Source organism: Photobacterium sp. WH24 (assembly GCF_019204055.1).
Lineage (GTDB): Bacteria > Pseudomonadota > Gammaproteobacteria > Enterobacterales > Vibrionaceae > Photobacterium > Photobacterium arenosum.
This window is the reverse complement of the sequence record NZ_JAGSOZ010000009.1, coordinates 199235-216831: the sequence shown is the minus strand read 5'-3', so window position 1 is coordinate 216831 and position 17597 is coordinate 199235. Positions and strand designations below refer to the sequence as shown.

Below are 17597 nucleotides of genomic sequence, written 5' to 3'. Positions count from 1 at the left end.
ACAGTTTCAGGGCTTCAGTTTTGAATTCAGCGGTATAAGTATTGCGGGTCTTTTTGGTTGTCATATTCACCTCGATAAGTCATTTTACTCACTTAACGCGGTGTCCAAAAGTATTGGATCAGATCATGCGGGTCTTCTTGATTGTCATATTCACCTCGATAAGTCATTTTACTCACTTAACGCGGTGTCCAAAAGTATTGGATCAGATCATATCCTAGTTCAGCTAGTGCCTGTTTGTATTTAGCAATGCTATATAGCCACAACTGAGATCGTAATTCTGCTTCAGTAACACTACCAAACAAGTCTTCTTCATACACACTGACGAAGTACTTTCCTTTATTTGTCGGGCAGCAAAGTGAGTCATTGTCTTTTGGGTAGACCGTATCAAACACTAATATGCCATCGTTCCTTATTTTACTGAAGCTCAAGTGCCTAACTGCCTTGCCACCCACAATTAGTCCATTGAACGTTTTAGTCCGTCCGCGCTCTACGGCGAGATGTTGAACGTAGGTAGTAGAATTGGGCGGGTATTCAGTGATGAGATACACTTCATCAGCTATGCCATCCCCGGTAATATCAGTGTTAGTAATAATAGTAGATACATAGCGCGTTTCTTCGGCCCAAAGACTTGATGGACTTAGGATTGTGTAGATAAATAAAGAAGTTGTGAATAAACTAGCTGTCCACTTCATATCATACCTAATGTATATGTCCTTGAGCTTATCTAACTGTAGCACAATGAATTTGGAATCGATCTAGTCTTCAAATAAGTATTTAAGGAAGTCACAATAGCTTCCCTAATGATGGTGGCAATCCTGGCAAATTGATTATAAAGTTGTTCCGTCACTAGCCTGGCTGACGAAGTCGCTGTAATAATCTTTCAAATAGGTATCCCGTGAATGGCCGGATTAATTAGATTAGACCAGTTATAACGTCTACATACTCTACCCCAGAAGTAGACCAATACATTTTGAGGCAATAACGAGTTTCAAACCCAAACATTGCCACTCCCCCAGGGAAAAATTCAGGACGAATTTTTAGGTTGTCGGCGCCGGGAGCGCCTACAACCGACCCGGACAACACCAAAGAACAGCAAGGCATTTCTGGGTACTCTTTTTGCCTTAAAAGAGTACCTGGCGCGCATCAGACAATGCCAAATAAGCCACAGAACCCAATGCGCGACATACCTCCGCAGCACCAGAATCCCCAACCACAAAAATGGCACCCGCTGAATGAAATCCCCCTAGTCAGAAGACTCCATCAACTTCCTCACCCAATACTTCTCCCTCAACCCTGGCGGATAATCTTCATTCAGAATCAGCTCATCATCAATGCCTTCTTCGCCCGACTGTAACAGCATTTTCCGCTTGTTGATCAACAGCTGATCCAGCTTGCGGATGGTGGCTATCTTACGTTCAATCACATTATCCAGCACTTTCTCAATATCATTGAGTGCCTGAAAGGCGTGGGTGGTTTCAGGCTGTCTGTCTGAATCAAAATGATTTTTATACTGCGTAGAATACCCGCGTGACGAGTCAGGCTGAATGGGCGGATGATCACCGTTCAAATTGGCTGATGCTTTGCTTCTTGGTGCTTCTCCGGGTAATTCTTCACTCATCTCAGCGATAACATGTTCGACATTGACAGTATTAATGGCCGTCAGGCCTTCCATGCAGGCATAAAGAAAAATCCTGTCGGCAAGAATATTGATTTTTCTCGGTACGCCTTTGGTATATCGGGTAATGGCTTCAAACACGCCGTCACTCAGGGTTGGGTTTCCCCGCCAGTTGACGCACTGTAAGCGGTGCAGCATGTAGCTTTTAACCTGATCGGGCGTGAGTGGCTGTAAATGGCTGGAGGCAATAATACGTTGCCGTAGTTGTTCCATTTCAGGCAGCCGGATAATGCCTTTCAGTTCTTCCTGGCCTAACAGAAAGCTCTGCAATAACGGCTTGTCGTTGAACTGAAAATTAGACAGCATTCTCAGCTCTTCGATTGTTTCCGGGGGCAGGTTCTGCGCCTCATCGACCAGCAACACTGCGCGCCTGCCTTGCTGTCTCAACCCATAAAGGTGCTGTTCAAACCGCTTCAGTATGTCGGCTTTACTCAGCCCTTCCGTGGGGACGTTGAATTTAGCGGCAACCAATTTCACAAGTTCGTCTGGAGAAAGCCGGGTGGTGGCAATTTGAACCGCAGTAACCGACTCATCCAGACTGGACATTAACCGATGAACAAGAATGGTTTTCCCTGTGCCTATCGGGCCTGAGACCACAATAAAGCCTTCTTCTAAAGACAGCCCGTATTGCAGATAAGACAGCGCTTTCTCATGATGAGGACTTGCAAAGAAAAAACGTGGGTCAGGACTTAACTTAAACGGTTTATCCGTAAATCCAAAATGCGCTTCATACATAGCTAAAACTCCACCCTTACATCGATGAAAATCCGGGTTTCATCGTAATCATTTTCCGAGTCCGACGAGGAACGCGTGTAATATTCCACCCCAGTTTGAGTGAACAACTCAGGTCGGAAAAAATACGTCGTGTCCAGGCTGAACGAATGATAATCATCACTTTCATCACCGGTTGAAATATACGTAAAGTCATAACGCTCATAGGCATAGCCAATGTGGCCGGATAACACACGGGACAGCTGGTGATCCACATCCAACTCGACACCCCGGGAGTTGTCGTCTGTCAGATCAGACAACGACTCCAGCGTTTCCCTGTCTATCTGATAGAGAGAAAAGCTGTACAGTGTGCGACGAAGCGTCAGTTCAGACAGCCAGCGTGCTTCTTTTCTCAGATAGATTTCATCAATGCGCCCGCCATCGACAAATCTATCCCTTTCATAGCTGTCTGGTGATTCCGTGTAAGTCAGGGTATTGGTCCAACGCCGTGTGCGATTTCGGATTTCAGCGGCGTAACTGTCCCCTTTTATTCGTTTGTCGTACTCAAAATAAAAGCGCGTTTTGTCTGTTGGGTTAAGGTTGATCGCACCGGCCCAAAAATCACTGTTCACATCATCTTCTGAGAAGTTGTAACTCACTTCCCCGTAGGAATAGCGGCCTATAAAATAGCGCACACCCCCACCCCAGTTGAAAATTTCATTCTCTGAGGAATCTGTCACACCGTCGTAATTCTCATAATTCAGCCGCAAGAATGGTGAGAATCCGCTGATGGTCTGCAACCCTATGATTTCATTCAGCCGGGTAAATTCGGTAGAAATGCCATCGTCACGGCCTTTACGGTAGTCATAAAAAGCCCCTAGCCGCCAGAATGCATCCCGTACTGAACGGCCATTGGCGTAAATAATATTCCCGCCCCAGCCCGTGTAATTACCTATGTCGTCCTCGTTATTGATGACGTTGGTATAAACTCTCGAACGCAAGTCCATGGAGCTCAACGGGTTGGTTTGGTAGCTCAGACCCACTTCAGCTTCATTGCTCTGAATCGTATCCCCGCTGATCACATCGGCATTCGCATCGGTGGCGATGTCGCTGGCAATGTTATCGATAGATGCACTGGCATCTACCTGGAACCCACTACGCCCCAGGCCTTTGTATGCAATAAAGTCTAAATCCTGATACAACTCATCGCTTTGTTCGCCCTCGGTGTAATACAGATACCTCAGTGCGTAATCCAGGCTGATTAATCCCCGGCTACCTTCTATGGTGCCTTCGATGCCGGCATCCAGCTCAGTAATGAAACTGCTTTGCGTATCGCTGGCGGTTCTGTCTACGTTGTCTGTAAAAGTAAATTCTGTTCCTGCGTATGGCGTTAACTTCACATCCGCCGCCTGACTGGGTTGCCCTAACAGTGAAAGGCTTCCCAGCAAATATAAACTAGGATTGATCCTCTGTAGCGCCATACTCATGTCCATGTCTGTATTGACCAAATACATTGCGCACGGCTTTGTTCATTACAAATCCGATTGCCATATCCTTATTCAGTTGAGACACCGCGACTTCTACATCGTCCAACCTTGATCTGTCCTGCTCCACCACCACTAGTGCCTGTCCCAATAACTTAGACAAGGTCATGGTTTCGACTATGCCAAGCAGTGGCGGGCAATCAAATATCACCATACGATCCGGATACCGATGCGCCAGTTCATTCATCAGTTTTTCCATTTTGTTACTGGCCAGTAACTCATTGCTCAGATGGTGCGGTTTGCCGGCAGGAATCAGGCGCAGATTGGGAATCGACGTGGGGTAAATAATTTCTGACAGGTGAGTAACGCTCCCTTGCAAGAAATCAATCAGTCCGGCCTGCGCCTGTATGCCCAGCATGTCACTAACCCCTGGTTTCAGCACATTCGCATCAACCAGCAATACCGTTTTGTCTTTCTCGGATGCCATACTCAACGCCAGATTCACAGCCGTAAATGTTTTGCCTTCCCGCGGCGAGACACTGGTCACCATCAACAGATTGGCTCTTTGCTGAAACTGAGCCCCGCTGCCGAAAGCCGTGTGGAACAATTTCTGTTTAATGGCCCTGAACTCATTGGTGATGCCTGGATTGACCTGTTTATCCGTATGCGAAACCATGCCTAAATCTCTGAGCCGTTCGCTATCTATCTCTATGGTTGCCGGCCGCCGCCAGGCTTGCGGAAATCCGTCTGACATCACAGGCTGATGAACGGGTTTAAAGAAAGCTTCCTGTTCAACGTTCTGACTCAGGCTCTGAATGTTGGCGGAGTCGGTTTCATGAACCAAGTCCTGAATGACTGACTGACCAGACAGCAGCTCTGAACTCTGAGGTATGTCATTATCTGATAACGACTTCACCGTTTTTTTGCTCAGACTGGCCGACTTTTTCTCCATCGCCTTTTGAATAATACTCATATCCAACCCATCTCCTGCATGATTAGCGTATGAATTGAAGTCACGACATTCAACGCCATGAAACCCAGGAAACACACGACAAGTGCGGTACTCACCCAGACAAAACGCCATTTTTCTTTACGTGCAACAGCGGCAAGGCCAGATTGCTCTGTCGGTGAAACACCGCCCAGCACGGGTAATCCTGTCAGCTGATACAATTGGTTGGCAGAGGTGGCAACCGGATAGAGCTGGCTGGTCAGGAAAGCCAGTGCAACCCCCACCCCCAAACCTGCAATCAGTACCAGGACCAAAAACAATGGACGAATTGGCCCGGATGGCTTCAGCGGGGCTCGCGGAGGATCGACAACCCTGAAGGTAATATCATCCGAAGCCGCGCCCACTTTCTGGGATATCAGCGCAGATTCACGGCGAGATAGCAGCTCTTCAAATTTGTTTTTGGTAATGTCGTAACTCCGGGTTAACCCTGTGAGTTGCGCCTCTACATCTGGCATCCGCACAAGTTTGTCTTGCAAGAACAGTGCTTTATCCGTTTGTGCTTTTTCGCGAACCTGCAACGAGGCAACTTCGTTCTCTAACTGACTGATCAGCAATTTCAGATTCTGAAAAAACTCAGTGCTTCTGAAATCACTGTTGCCATCATCCGTCGACAGCGCCAGCCATTCACGCTTTTGCCGTTCCAGTTCAGCGATCTGACGCTTGGTTTCTTTCACATCAGGATGTTTGTCAGTAAAGCGGAATAACAGGCCGTCCAGCCTGACCTGAAGCGCATCCAGTCTGTCATCATATTCGGTGCGTATTGCCCCCTGATTTTTGGCCGCCAGTGCCATTTCCTCGTTCAGCTTGCGCTTGGCCGTTTCCAGTTGCGTCCGGCTTTCCTGCAGCTCAAGCTGGGTGTCTTCAATATCGCCATTCACTGCATCCAGCTGGCCTCTGAAACCCATTTCGGAACTGGGTAAGTAGCCGGCATGCTCGCGTTTGAATTCAGCCAGCTTTAGCTCAGCATCTGCCAGCCGCTTTTCATAGTCAGATAACTGACGCGCAATGAACGCACTGGCTTTATCTGTATCCTGCCGGTTTTTACCTAAGGTATTTTCAACAAATACATCCAAAGCCGACTGCACGACATTTTTGACATAAACCGGATCGGTACCGCTGTAGCTGATACTGAACAGGTTTTCTCTGCCTGCGGATTTGATCTCAATGTTTTCTTTCAATTCAGCAAGAATATCTTCATATTCCTCATTGGTGGTGGCTTTTAGATCTGCATCGGTATAGCGGGCAATGGTTTCCAGATTCTGCCGGCTCAGCAGGGTTTTCACCATCAGACTCAATTCCTGATTCGAATCATTCGGTATAGCCAGGCCTTTCAGCAAAGGTTGCAGAATCGACCGTGTGTCCGCATACACTCTGGCTTCAACTGTGTATTGGTTTGGCCAGATTGTGACCACAGCCCACCCAAGGGGGCAGATTACCCAGGTGGCTATGATGATCCACTTGCGGCGTAGCCACACACTGTGCAGATACTCAATCAGGTTCTGAAATTGTTCCTGCATGTAACCTCCAATTAGAACCAGGCTTCCGGAATAATAATGATGTCACCAGGGAGTATGTCTACGTTGTCCCCAATCTCACCATCACGCAGCAGATTTCCCAGATTCAGTCCATAGGCCCTTTGCTGGCCATTAACCACGCGGATCAAACGAGCATCATTGCCGTCTGCAAAATCCGTTAGTCCGCCAACGGCAACCATCACATCCAGTAACGTCATGTTTTCCCGGTAGTTAATGGCCATGGGTTGTTGAGCTTCCCCAATTACCCGCACCTGTTCACTGTAAGGCCCGACAAACCCTTGTACGATCACGCTGACAATGGGATCCCGGACATATTCCGCCAAGCGGGCCTCAATACTGCCAGCCAGCTCAGTCGGCGTACGCCCCGATGCAGGAATATCGTCCACCAGAGATGTTGTTAACATGCCGTCCGGACGGACAATATAAGCACCGGATATTTCAGGATTTCCCCAGACAAAAATGTTGAGGGTATCTCCTGGGCCTATCAGGTATTTGTATTGATTGATATTTTTTGTCAAAGAAGGCTGAGGGGTAGCCTTGGGTAAAGAGGGCAACGAATTTGACGTACAGCCAGTCACTAGCACCATAGCGGCAGCCGTCAAACAGGTTAACTTCAATAGGTGACCACTTCTTGTCATATCAGCATCCATCCTGCGTATAAGTCCGTGTCTCACATACCTTTTCCAAGGTTCAGAAGCGTCCAACTAAGTTGCAATTACTGCAGGCAAAAACGTCATTGAACTAATTTAACTATATATGATTTTTTTATTTTGCAGATTTTTTATGCTTGCCGATACTCAATACAGGAAGGGGCACTTTATTTATTTACACCTGGGACAAGGGTGATTATGACTTACTCAAGATTTCACGATTTAAATTTAAGCAACGCTGTGCTTATTTTTGCAGATATATTAATGCTTTCGGGCACTTTTGCAGGGACTCAGCTATTTCTTTTTTATTTCAATCCGGAGTATTTATCGCATCCAGGGATCATAATAAATGTACTTAATCTCATTTATTATACACTTCCTATTCAATTGGCTCTGCTAGCTGTTGGGCTTTACAATGAAAAACTCAGAGAGTCATATAGCGGCATCACAGTCAGAATATTGGTAGCCATTAGTTTGGCGTACATGCTGTCCACCAGCCTGTACCTGATCACTCCCCAGCCTTTTCCAGCCGGTTTTACCCGTGAGTGGATGTATGGCAGTGCGCTAGTGGGCTTGATGATCGTACGCTTTATTGCTATCCGTTCCCGCTATCAGTTGCTTGGCAGGCTCAAAGTGCTCATCCTGGGTGCAGGAGAACGGGCCAGCCTTATCAATCGTTGCATGAGACGACAATCTGACCGGGTTCATGTCGAATTAACAGGTTATGTGCCTATGCCTGGCGATAATCGCGAAAAATCAAATGTGGCACCCGTTCTTGATATTTCGGACTCGCTGGAAGCCTTCGTGCAATCCAACCATATCAAAGAAATCATTATTGCAGCTGATGAGCGCCGGGGTAACCTGCCCACCGACAGTCTTTTCCTGTGCAAAATGGAAGGGGTGCAAGTTATCGATATCATTGATTTTATTGAGCGGGAAACCGGGCAAGTCGCCGTCAGCCATATTCATCCGTCCTGGGTGATCTTCAACCCTCATGCAACCGGCAACAAGATTGGGCGAAGTCTGTACTGGCTGTTTAATTGTGCCATTGCCATGCTGCTGTTACTGATCACCTGGCCCATACTGATTGCCATCGTCGTGATGATCAAATGGGAAGACGGTTTCCGCGCCCCGGTACTTTATTCTCAAGAGCGAGTCGGGCTGAAAGGGAAGCGCTTCTCAATCTACAAATTTCGCAGCATGAAAATTGACGCCGAGTCGCAAGGTGAACAAATGGCCAGCCGTCAGGATCCCCGCATCACGCGAGTTGGCAATGTTATCAGGAAATACCGACTGGATGAGCTTCCTCAGTTGATCAACATTCTTAAAGGCGATATGAACTTTGTTGGCCCTCGTCCTGAACGTCCGAGTTTCTCCAGCCAATTTGAACGGCAAATTCCCTATTATAATCATCGCTTATATGTAAAACCCGGGTTAACAGGCTGGGCCCAGTTAAAATACCCCTATGGTGATAATATCGAAGATACCATTGAGAAGCTTAAGTTCGATCTCTATTACATAAAACATAAAAGCGTAATACTCGATATATTGATACTGATCAGAACCTCTGAAATAGTACTGTTTGGTAAGGGGCGATGACATGAAAGAAACTCACTCTCCTGTTCGCCGTTCATTCGTCAATGCAATGACTGTTGATGTCGAAGATTATTTTCACGTTTCTGCCTTTTCATCCATTATTAAGCAAGAACAATGGGGGAAATCTTATCCATTGCGTGTAGACTACAACACCAGAAAAATAATGGATATTTTCGCTGAACATGATGTTAAAGCGACCTTTTTTATACTCGGCTGGGTGGCTGACGCTTGCCCTTCCCTGATAAAAGCCATTGCAGATCAAGGTCATGAGCTGGCATGCCATGGTTATCATCATGTAAAGGCAAACCAGCAAACTGAGAAGGAATTTTTCCAGGATGTCAGCCGCAGTAAGTTTTTGATAGAAGACCTCTCCGGTAAATATATCAATGGTTACCGGGCGCCCAGCTTTTCAATTGACGACACTAATCTGTGGGCATTCGATATTCTTCATCGCCTTGGTTTTACTTTCAGCAGCAGCACATACCCTGTCAGGCACGATCATTATGGCAACCCTGACTGGCCACGCTTTCTTCATCAGCGAAATGAAGGTTTGGTTGAAATACCCATTCCAACCTATCAGGCATTCGGCACCAATCTGCCAATCGGTGGTGGTGGTTATTTCCGGCTGTATCCTTATGCAATCAGTAAACACCTTATCCGGCGTTTTACTGAACAATACCAGCAACCGTTCTGTTTTTATTTTCATCCTTGGGAAATTGATGCGCAGCAGCCCCGAATGACTCAGGCATCATTCAAATCGCGCTTCCGGCATTATCTCAACCTTGAACAAATGACAACACGGCTTCACCATTTGCTGCAGGATTTTCAGTGGAGCACTGTCAGCCAGGCCTATCAACTGAATGGACATGACGATGAAACAGGAATTGACGATCCGCAAGCTGAACCGGAACGACTACATAGCCTGGGACCACTACGTTGATGCGCACCAGGACGGCAGCTTTTTTCATTTAACCGGCTGGCTGGATGTCATCAAAGAAGTGTTCGGTCATCAACCGCACTATTTGCTGGCACAACAACACGAAAAGTTAGTTGGGGTGTTGCCGTTATTCGAGCAAAAAAGCGTTCTGTTTGGTCATGCGCTGATTTCAACCCCTTTCTGTGTTTATGGCGGCGTGTTATCGGATGATGAAAATATCAGATACCAATTAGAAACGGCGGCCTTCGAGCTGGGTTGCTCACTTGAGGTTGATTATATTGAGTTGCGGGATCGCGATGAAAAACCTTGTGATACAACTTGGTTTCGTCATTGCCACCATGCCACTTTCAGGAACACGCTGGCCGACAACCCGGAGGCCATTCTCTCTGGCATCAAGCGCAAACAAAGGGCTGTTATCCGCCATGCGATAAATAACAAACTAAGCTGGGACGACAAAAATAACCCGGACTTATGTTTTGATCTTTACGCAGAGAGTGTCAGAAACCTCGGTACGCCTGTGTTTCATCCCGCGCTGTTTAACAAGCTGCAGCACACCTTCGGCCAGCGCTGTAACACGCTGGTTATCCGTGATGCTGACGGGCTTCCTGTTTCCGGGGTGCTGAGTTTTTACTATAAAAACCAGGTGCTTCCCTACTACGGCGGCGGAACGCAGGCCGCAAGAGAATTAAAAAGTAACGACTTTATGTACTACCAGCTGATGCTGCTTGCCCGATCTAAAGGGGCTGAAGTGTTTGACTTTGGCAGAAGTAAAATTGACTCAGGCGCCTACCACTATAAAAAGCACTGGGGCATGGAAGAGCAGCCGCTGCACTACCGTATCGCGCTGGTGAAAGCAAAGCGGCCCCCCAATCTGTCGCCCAGTAACCCGAAATATCGTTATTTCATAAAAGCCTGGCAGAGTATGCCTGTTGGCATCAGCAAGCTTATCGGACCACGTATCTCGAAGTACCTTGGCTAAGCGACAATGGAGCAGGACAATGAAACCAGCAGTGCTATATCTTTGTCACCGAATTCCATATCCGCCCAACAAAGGCGATAAAATTGCCAGCTATCATTTACTGAAATTTCTCAGTCAGCACTTTGATGTCTATCTGGGTTGTTTTATCGACGATAGGCATGATCAACAGTATCGTCACAAGGTAGAAGCGCTTTGCCGGGATGTATGTTTCATTACGCTTCATCCGGCGTTGGCCCGCCTCAAAGGCTTACAGGCTTTGTATAAAGGACAGCCCATTACGCTGCCCTATTACTCTCATCCGGCAATGACCGACTGGGTGAATCGCACCCTGAATCAGCATCCCATTGAGCGTGCTCTGGTGTTCTCCAGCAGCATGGCTCAGTACCTGCTCAATGCACGTCCCTCGCTGCACAAAGTCATGCACTTCGTGGATGTGGATTCAGAAAAATGGCGCCAATATGCGCAGAAAAAACACGGTGTTGCCAGTTATCTGTACCAGCGTGAGTACCGGACACTCGCAAAGTTTGAAAAAGCGATCTGTGCCGATTTTGATGTCAGCTGCTTTGTCACTGAAACAGAGCGGCAGTCTTTTGCGGCCATGGTTGAACCCGCCTTACAAAATAAAATTCATACGCTGGAAAACGGCATAGACAGCCGCTATTTCTCTCCGCAGGCCGATTTCAGCCCTGTGACCGAACATCCGCTGCAGCACGATAATTATGTGGTTTTTACCGGCGCCATGGACTATTGGGCCAATGTGGATGCCGTCACCTGGTTTGCCCGCAAAGTCTGGCCGAAGGTTCTAAAAGAACACCCTTACGGTAAGTTTTATATCGTCGGTTCATCGCCTTCGGCCAGCGTCAGGGCGCTGAGCCGACTGCCCGGCATAGTTGTCACCGGCCGGGTTGATGATGTGCGTCCGTATCTGTTGCATGCCAAAGCCGCCATCGCACCTATGCAAATCGCTCGTGGTATCCAGAACAAAATACTGGAAGCGATGGCGATGGAAAAACCGGTTCTTACCACACCACAGGGAATGGAAGGGCTTGAACATTACCCGGGCAATTATCCTACCAAGGACAGCGTAATGACCGACAACGTAATGGGACAGACACTGTATGTGGCAGAAGAACCACAGGATGTCACCGACTGGGTATGCGAACAATTAGCGCGCCCAGTACGTGCGGCCACACTGTCAAGACAGTGGATTGAAGACAATTTCAGCTGGGATGCCAAATTATCACCAGTACTGACGTATCTTGAGGCTAAACATGTCTGACCGGATCGGGTTTCGCCTGGCACTCCCTGTTATCGGCTGGTTATGGCTGTTCTGGCCGTCACTGAGCAATATGGTGAATGTCTGGGCCAATTCTAAAACCTATGAGCATTGCTTTCTGGTTGTGCCAATCTGTCTCTGGCTGGTATGGCGAGAGCGCAAGGTCATTAGGCCATTGCGCCCGTCTGTCAGTTGGCTGGCGGTAGCATTACTTGCCGTATCATGCTTTCTTTGGCTATTGGGCCGGGCGGCAAGTATCGGGTTATTTGAACATATCGCCGCCATTGTGAGTCTTCAGTTATTGCTGTGGGCGGTATTGGGCACCGCCATCATTCGCCGTTATTGGTTCCCTTTGCTGTATTTACTCTTTGCTATCCCCTTTGGTGAAAGCCTGATTCCCAAACTGCAGATCATCACCGCCGATCTTTCAGTCTGGCTGCTGAATATCAGCAATATCCCTGTCTACCGGGATGGCTTATACCTGACCATTCCCAATGGTCGGTTTTACGTGGCAGAAGCCTGTTCAGGCATCCGTTTTCTGATGTCCAGCGTGGCATTAGGCACGTTATTCGCCTACTTACAGTTCACCAAAGTCTACAAGCGCACACTCTTTGTGGCCTTTTCGTTTATCTTCCCGATCATTGCCAACGGTATCCGGGCTTATGGCATTGTGATGATTGGGTATTTCAGCAACATGGAATATGCCGCCGGGGCGGATCATCTGGTTTACGGCTGGCTGTTTTTCAGTGTCGTCATTCTGGTGATCTTTTTTACCGCCAGTCTGTTTTCTGATCAGCAAGCCCCATATGTCAAATTGCCGCAGCAACCGTCTGCGCTATCAGCTCGCCAAACATGGGGGGCACTTGGCTTGGTTGCCCTGATTTTTATTGCGACCGCCTTGTGGAAGCAGCAGCTTGACCAGGGCCAGCCCCTGCTGTCCAGCCAGCAAACTGACGCCATGAATCCGCAGCCTGTCATGCTGACCGAATGGGGGATCTCATTCCCGCATGCCGAACGTAGCCAGCGCCAGAGCGCTGCGGACGGAAAGGCAGAACTCTATACCGCCCGCTATAACATCTGGCAACGGGATGGCGAGCTAATCAGCAGTACCAATCAGCTGTTCAATAAAGACATCTGGTCGGTCGACAATAGCCAATCAGTGACGTTACCCGCCGGTATTCATGCCAAGTCGATGACTGTATCCAATGCGAAGGGAAACAGCATGCGGGTTATCTATTGGTACTGTGTGAATGCGTTTTGCAGCAGCAATCCGCTGGCAATCAAGTTGATGAAAGCATCTTATCGTCTGGCCGGACAACAAGGCGTCTCAGGTGTCTTTGCAATAGCAAGCACTGAGCTGAGCGATAACCAGATAAAAGACATCATTGATGTTGGCACAAACAAGCACAGCGTGATCTTAAAAAACAGCCACCAGCGGTGATGAAACCATTATCAGGGAGAGGGTTATGTGCGGTATTGCGGGTATTTTCAACGTACAACATTCAGGCATTATTGACACTCGGCTGTTGCAGCACATCAACCGGATACAGCACCATCGAGGCCCGGATGATGAAGGCTATTTCGTCGATGATCTTGTCGGGCTGGCCCATCGCCGTCTGTCTATTATCGACCTGTCCGGCGGGCATCAGCCACTGTTTAACGAAGATAACACGGTCGCGGTTGTCTTTAATGGCGAAATTTACAATTTCAAAGCTCTGATCAAAGAGCTGAAAAATCTGGGTCATCAGTTTCGTACCGTCAGTGATACCGAAGTGATAGTCCATGCCTGGGAACAATGGGGGAAAGACTGCGTCAGCCATTTTCGTGGCATGTTTGCCTTCGCTATCTGGGATAAAAACACCTCGACCCTCTTTCTTGCCCGGGACAGGCTGGGTAAGAAACCGCTTTTTTACAGCCTGACAGCCAAAGGGCAATTGGTTTTTGCCTCCGAGCTGAAAGTATTGCTAGCACATCCTGACGTGTCCCGCACTCTGCGCGACGAAATGGCCGAAGAATACCTGATGTTCGGCTATATTCCAGACCCGTTCACCGCTTATAAACACATATTCAAGCTCCCTGCCGGGCATTATCTTCAACTGACGCCGGGTGCCGCTATTACGGCCAGTGCCTACTGGGATCTCTCTGCACCAGCAACAGTCCTCAGCTGGCACGATACGCAGGAGGCACTGGTTGATCAACTGCTGGACGCTGTCAGAATCCGCATGGTGTCGGATGTGCCTCTCGGGGCCTTCTTGTCAGGCGGGGTGGATTCCAGTGCTATTGTGGCCCTGATGTCGGGCCTGCAATCCAATCCGGTGAACACCTGCGCCATAGGGTTTGATCAGGCTCAGTTCGATGAAACCCACTATGCCCGCAGCATTGCTGAGCAGTATCAAACCCGGCATCATGATCGCCAGATCAACGCAGAAGATGTCAGCTTAGTGGAGGTGCTGGGGCGGTTGTATGATGAACCGTTTGCAGACGATTCAGCACTGCCGACCTACCTGGTATGCCAGCTGGCCCGGAAACAGGTCAAAGTGGCTTTGTCCGGCGACGGGGGAGACGAAATCTTTGCCGGCTACCGTCGCTACCGGTTTCATCTGGCCGAGCAGAAAGTCAGGGGGATGATACCCTCTTCCATTCGTGAACCGGTGTTTGGCATGCTGGGTCAGATATACCCCAAAGCCGACTGGGCGCCACAGCGCTTCAGGGCCAAAACGACCTTCCAGTCGCTGGCAATGAACAGTGTTGATGCGTATGCCAATACGATCTCAAAACTCAGGTTCGCTGACAGGCAGCGATTGCTCAGTCCGGCCTATCGCCATCAGCTCAATGGCTATACAGGGAACGATATTCTTCGCCGGCATGCCCTCAATGCGCCTACCGACGATCCGCTGAAATTGATCCAGTACCTCGATCTGAAAACCTGGCTGCCCGGCGATATTCTGACCAAGGTGGATCGCGCCAGCATGGCCAATTCGCTTGAAGTACGTGCCCCCCTGCTCGATCACCAGCTGCTGGAATGGGCGTTTCAAATTCCGAGCCAGGATTTGATCCGCAGACAGGAAGGCAAATTCTGCTTTAAAAAAGCCCTGGAACCTTATCTGCCCAAAGATATTTTATATCGCCCTAAAATGGGGTTCAGCATGCCGCTGGCCCATTGGTTTCGTACCCAGCTCCGGCCGATGCTGCATACGCAGATCTTATCTCCCGTCATGCTGGACTGTGGCTATTTTAATCCGCATCAGCTGCGAAACATTGTGGCTGAGCACGAAAGCGGCCAGCGCGATCATGGTGTCGTGCTCTGGAGTTTACTGATGTTCGCCCAATTTATGGAGAGGCAGGCATAGTGAAAATTCTCACCATTTCAACACTCTACCCGAACGCGAGTAATCCCAGGCACGGCATTTTTGTCGAAACCCGGCTGCGCCAGTTAAAAAAACATTACCCGCAGACAGACATTACTGTGATAGCACCTGTGCCCTGGTTCCCGTTCAGTCACCCTGTGTTTGGACAATACAGCGACTATGCGTCTGTCCCCTATACTGAGAGCCGCTATGGCATCCGCATTTATCATCCGAGATATCTGGTTATCCCTAAACTGGGAATGTCACTGACCCCATCGACGCTGGCCTATTCCCTGCACAAACAGATTGCACGCTTAATGCAGCAAGGGTTCGACTTTGATCTGATTGATGGCCACTATTTTTACCCCGACGGGGTGGCCATTGCTTCGGTCGCCAGCACCTTAAACAAACCGTTTACCATGACGGCAAGAGGGACAGACATCAATCTGATCCCCGCCTACCCCAAAGCCCGAAAACGTATTCAGCAGGTTTTATCGGTCAGCAACCATAACCTTGCAGTGTGTGAGGCACTGCGGCAAAGCATGATCGAATTAGGCGCAGTACCGGATAAAGTCAGCACACTGAGAAACGGGGTCGATCTAGAGCTGTTCAGTTTCAGCGACGAAAGCCAGCAACCCGCACTCAGGCAGGCGCTGAACCTGCCGGTTAATGTACCTGTCATCTTATCCGTCGGTCTGCTTATAGAGCGTAAAGGCCACCACTTAGTCATCGAAGCCCTGCGCCACATTCCGGATGCCCTGTTACTGATTGCCGGCACCGGCCCGAAAGCAAAAGCACTGTCCGCCCTGGCCAAACAACAGGGTGTTGCCCAGCGGGTACGCTTTCTGGGCAAGCTCAGTCAGGAAGAATTATCCGCCTATTATGGCGCGGCTGACTTACTGGCACTGGCTTCAGACAGAGAAGGCTGGGCAAATGTGCTGCTGGAAGCCATGGCTTGCGGCACACCGGTTGTGGCCACCAATATCTGGGGGACACCTGAAGTCGTCCGTAAACCCCAGGCAGGCACATTGGTTGAGCGCAATGTCAATGCCATCGCCGAGGGTATCCGCCAGTTGCTGAACAAGCCTTTTGCCCGCGCTGACACTCGTCATTACGCCGAGCAATTCGACTGGTCTGCCACCTCTGAAGGTCAGTATCAGTTGTTTAATCGTTTGATTAAGGACGCATCATGAAAATTCTGTATCACCACAGGGTCGCTTCCAAAGACGGCCAGTATGTCCATATTGATGCCATCATTGGTGCCCTTCGTGAACAAGGCCACGAAGTGGTGGTCGTCGCACCGGCTGTGTCCGATCAGGCCGACGTTGGCGCTAACGGCGGCTGGGTCAGCAAAGTGCGCCAGATGCTGCCCCGTTTTTGCTGTGAAATCCTGGAATTTGGCTACAGTGCTTATGATTTCGCCAAGCTGTGCATCACTTTGTACCGGGAAAAACCGGATGCCATTTATGAGCGCTACAACCTGTTTCTTCCCACCGGGATCCTGGCTAAGCAACTGTTCAATGTGCCACTGGTATTAGAGATCAACGCCCCATTATTCGATGAGCGCAATGCCTACGGCGGATTGTCGCTCACCTGGCTGGCCCGCTGGTCAGAATTGTTCACATGGCGTAATGCCGATCATACCCTGCCGGTCAGTCATGTGCTGGCCGACTATGTTCAGCGCGCAGGCGTACCTGAGCATGCCATCAGTGTTATTCCCAATGGGATAGACAGCCGCTTATTTCGTCCTGTTGTCGGCAAGGAGAAACAACCTGAATTTTCAGGTAGCCTGGTGGTTGGATTTGTCGGCTTCTGCCGCGAATGGCATCAATTAGAGCACGTTTTGTCACTGATCGTTGATTTTAACCGGCAGCGGAACATTGACGATCTGGAAGTGAAATTCCTGATCGTCGGTGACGGCCCGGTTCTGGATGAGCTCAGAAAACAGGCTCGCACTCTCAGGGCCGAGCACCAGATTCACATCACAGGATTAATTGATCGCCAACATATACCGGACTGGCTCTCTCAGATAGATATCGCCCTGCAGCCGGCCGTCACCCCCTGGTGTTCACCGCTCAAGCTGATCGAATACCTGGCATGTGGCAAAGCCATTGTCGCGCCCGATAGCGACAACATAAAAGAGCTGCTGACAGATGGCGACAATGCCCTGCTGTTCAAAGCAGGTCATTTAGCCGATATGCTGGAGCAGATTAAGCGTTTGTTGTCCGACGAAGCACTCCGCCAGCAGTTAAGTGACAATGCGGCGGCCAGCATTGCCAGGCAGCAACTGACCTGGCCGGACAATGCACAAAAAATCGTCGGTATTTTTGAGTCGTTGATTGTCAAACCCTGAGTGGTGCCGGGAAAACACCACAGGTAACACAACTGATTGGTCGGA

General features: G+C 49.1%; 14 protein-coding genes. 8 read left to right on the top strand and 6 right to left on the bottom strand.

From position 1 onward, the window contains the following. Positions 1-176: 176 nt before the first annotated feature. From KCG43_RS13020 to KCG43_RS12995, 6 genes are all read right to left on the bottom strand, one after another. Complete coding sequence (locus KCG43_RS13020) at positions 177-692, bottom strand: hypothetical protein (RefSeq protein WP_218385420.1); 516 nt, start codon at positions 690-692, stop codon at positions 177-179. Positions 693-1243: 551 nt separating this feature from the next. Then, positions 1244-2410 carry an XrtA/PEP-CTERM system-associated ATPase gene (locus tag KCG43_RS13015; RefSeq protein ID WP_218385418.1) on the bottom strand — a complete coding sequence of 389 codons (1167 nt, stop codon included), beginning with the start codon at positions 2408-2410 and terminating at the stop codon, positions 1244-1246. A gap of 2 nt (positions 2411-2412) precedes the next feature. Beyond that, positions 2413-3867, bottom strand: coding sequence for a TIGR03016 family PEP-CTERM system-associated outer membrane protein (locus KCG43_RS13010; RefSeq protein WP_218385416.1), 1455 nt, complete (start codon positions 3865-3867; stop codon positions 2413-2415). Then, the gene (locus KCG43_RS13005; RefSeq protein ID WP_218385413.1) at positions 3842-4843 is read right to left on the bottom strand and encodes an XrtA-associated tyrosine autokinase; all 1002 of its coding nucleotides are present in this window, start codon (positions 4841-4843) and stop codon (positions 3842-3844) included. Before KCG43_RS13005 ends, KCG43_RS13010 begins: the two co-directional genes overlap by 26 nt. Beyond that, positions 4840-6396 (bottom strand): XrtA system polysaccharide chain length determinant, encoded by a 1557-nt coding sequence (locus KCG43_RS13000; protein WP_192016868.1) that lies wholly within the window; start codon positions 6394-6396, stop codon positions 4840-4842. Before KCG43_RS13000 ends, KCG43_RS13005 begins: the two co-directional genes overlap by 4 nt. 11 nt (positions 6397-6407) lie before the next feature. Next, positions 6408-7052 carry an XrtA/PEP-CTERM system exopolysaccharide export protein gene (locus tag KCG43_RS12995; RefSeq protein WP_218385412.1) on the bottom strand — a complete coding sequence of 215 codons (645 nt, stop codon included), beginning with the start codon at positions 7050-7052 and terminating at the stop codon, positions 6408-6410. Positions 7053-7262: 210 nt separating this feature from the next. Between KCG43_RS12995 and KCG43_RS12990 the strand changes: the two genes are divergently transcribed. Genes KCG43_RS12990 through KCG43_RS12955 form a run of 8 tightly spaced genes read left to right on the top strand, consistent with a single transcriptional unit; the run spans position 7263 to position 17552 of the window. Next, positions 7263-8663, top strand: a complete 1401-nt coding sequence (locus KCG43_RS12990; RefSeq protein WP_218385410.1) for a TIGR03013 family XrtA/PEP-CTERM system glycosyltransferase — start codon at positions 7263-7265, stop codon at positions 8661-8663. Position 8664: 1 nt separating this feature from the next. Further along, complete coding sequence (locus tag KCG43_RS12985; protein ID WP_192016866.1) at positions 8665-9600, top strand: XrtA system polysaccharide deacetylase; 936 nt, start codon at positions 8665-8667, stop codon at positions 9598-9600. Further along, entirely contained in the window at positions 9533-10576 is a 1044-nt protein-coding gene (locus tag KCG43_RS12980; RefSeq protein ID WP_218385408.1) for a FemAB family XrtA/PEP-CTERM system-associated protein, read from the top strand. The genes KCG43_RS12985 and KCG43_RS12980 overlap by 68 nt, the downstream gene beginning before the upstream one ends. A gap of 19 nt (positions 10577-10595) precedes the next feature. Further along, positions 10596-11855, top strand: a complete 1260-nt coding sequence (locus tag KCG43_RS12975) for a TIGR03087 family PEP-CTERM/XrtA system glycosyltransferase (protein WP_218385406.1) — start codon at positions 10596-10598, stop codon at positions 11853-11855. After that, the gene (xrtA, locus tag KCG43_RS12970; RefSeq protein WP_218385403.1) at positions 11848-13293 is read left to right on the top strand and encodes an exosortase A; all 1446 of its coding nucleotides are present in this window, start codon (positions 11848-11850) and stop codon (positions 13291-13293) included. Before KCG43_RS12975 ends, xrtA begins: the two co-directional genes overlap by 8 nt. A gap of 25 nt (positions 13294-13318) precedes the next feature. Next, complete coding sequence (locus KCG43_RS12965; RefSeq protein WP_192016862.1) at positions 13319-15202, top strand: XrtA/PEP-CTERM system amidotransferase; 1884 nt, start codon at positions 13319-13321, stop codon at positions 15200-15202. Continuing rightward, positions 15202-16392: a glycosyltransferase family 4 protein gene (locus KCG43_RS12960; RefSeq protein ID WP_192016861.1), complete on the top strand. Its 1191-nt coding sequence runs from the start codon at positions 15202-15204 to the stop codon at positions 16390-16392. Before KCG43_RS12965 ends, KCG43_RS12960 begins: the two co-directional genes overlap by 1 nt. Beyond that, positions 16389-17552 carry a glycosyltransferase family 4 protein gene (locus KCG43_RS12955; RefSeq protein ID WP_218385401.1) on the top strand — a complete coding sequence of 388 codons (1164 nt, stop codon included), beginning with the start codon at positions 16389-16391 and terminating at the stop codon, positions 17550-17552. The genes KCG43_RS12960 and KCG43_RS12955 overlap by 4 nt, the downstream gene beginning before the upstream one ends. The last annotated feature ends 45 nt before the right edge of the window (positions 17553-17597 follow it).

What these genes read in the sequence shown, in the direction of transcription:
- KCG43_RS13020 (WP_218385420.1), bottom strand. Translation starts at nt 692, where the DNA reads ATGAAGTGGACAGCTAGTTTATTCACAACTTCTTTATTTATCTACACA.
- KCG43_RS13015 (WP_218385418.1), bottom strand. Translation starts at nt 2,410, where the DNA reads ATGTATGAAGCGCATTTTGGATTTACGGATAAACCGTTTAAGTTAAGT.
- KCG43_RS13010 (WP_218385416.1), bottom strand. Translation starts at nt 3,867, where the DNA reads ATGGCGCTACAGAGGATCAATCCTAGTTTATATTTGCTGGGAAGCCTT.
- KCG43_RS13005 (WP_218385413.1), bottom strand. Translation starts at nt 4,843, where the DNA reads ATGAGTATTATTCAAAAGGCGATGGAGAAAAAGTCGGCCAGTCTGAGC.
- KCG43_RS13000 (WP_192016868.1), bottom strand. Translation starts at nt 6,396, where the DNA reads ATGCAGGAACAATTTCAGAACCTGATTGAGTATCTGCACAGTGTGTGG.
- KCG43_RS12995 (WP_218385412.1), bottom strand. Translation starts at nt 7,052, where the DNA reads ATGACAAGAAGTGGTCACCTATTGAAGTTAACCTGTTTGACGGCTGCC.
- KCG43_RS12990 (WP_218385410.1), top strand. Translation starts at nt 7,263, where the DNA reads ATGACTTACTCAAGATTTCACGATTTAAATTTAAGCAACGCTGTGCTT.
- KCG43_RS12985 (WP_192016866.1), top strand. Translation starts at nt 8,665, where the DNA reads ATGAAAGAAACTCACTCTCCTGTTCGCCGTTCATTCGTCAATGCAATG.
- KCG43_RS12980 (WP_218385408.1), top strand. Translation starts at nt 9,533, where the DNA reads ATGAAACAGGAATTGACGATCCGCAAGCTGAACCGGAACGACTACATA.
- KCG43_RS12975 (WP_218385406.1), top strand. Translation starts at nt 10,596, where the DNA reads ATGAAACCAGCAGTGCTATATCTTTGTCACCGAATTCCATATCCGCCC.
- xrtA (WP_218385403.1), top strand. Translation starts at nt 11,848, where the DNA reads ATGTCTGACCGGATCGGGTTTCGCCTGGCACTCCCTGTTATCGGCTGG.
- KCG43_RS12965 (WP_192016862.1), top strand. Translation starts at nt 13,319, where the DNA reads ATGTGCGGTATTGCGGGTATTTTCAACGTACAACATTCAGGCATTATT.
- KCG43_RS12955 (WP_218385401.1), top strand. Translation starts at nt 16,389, where the DNA reads ATGAAAATTCTGTATCACCACAGGGTCGCTTCCAAAGACGGCCAGTAT.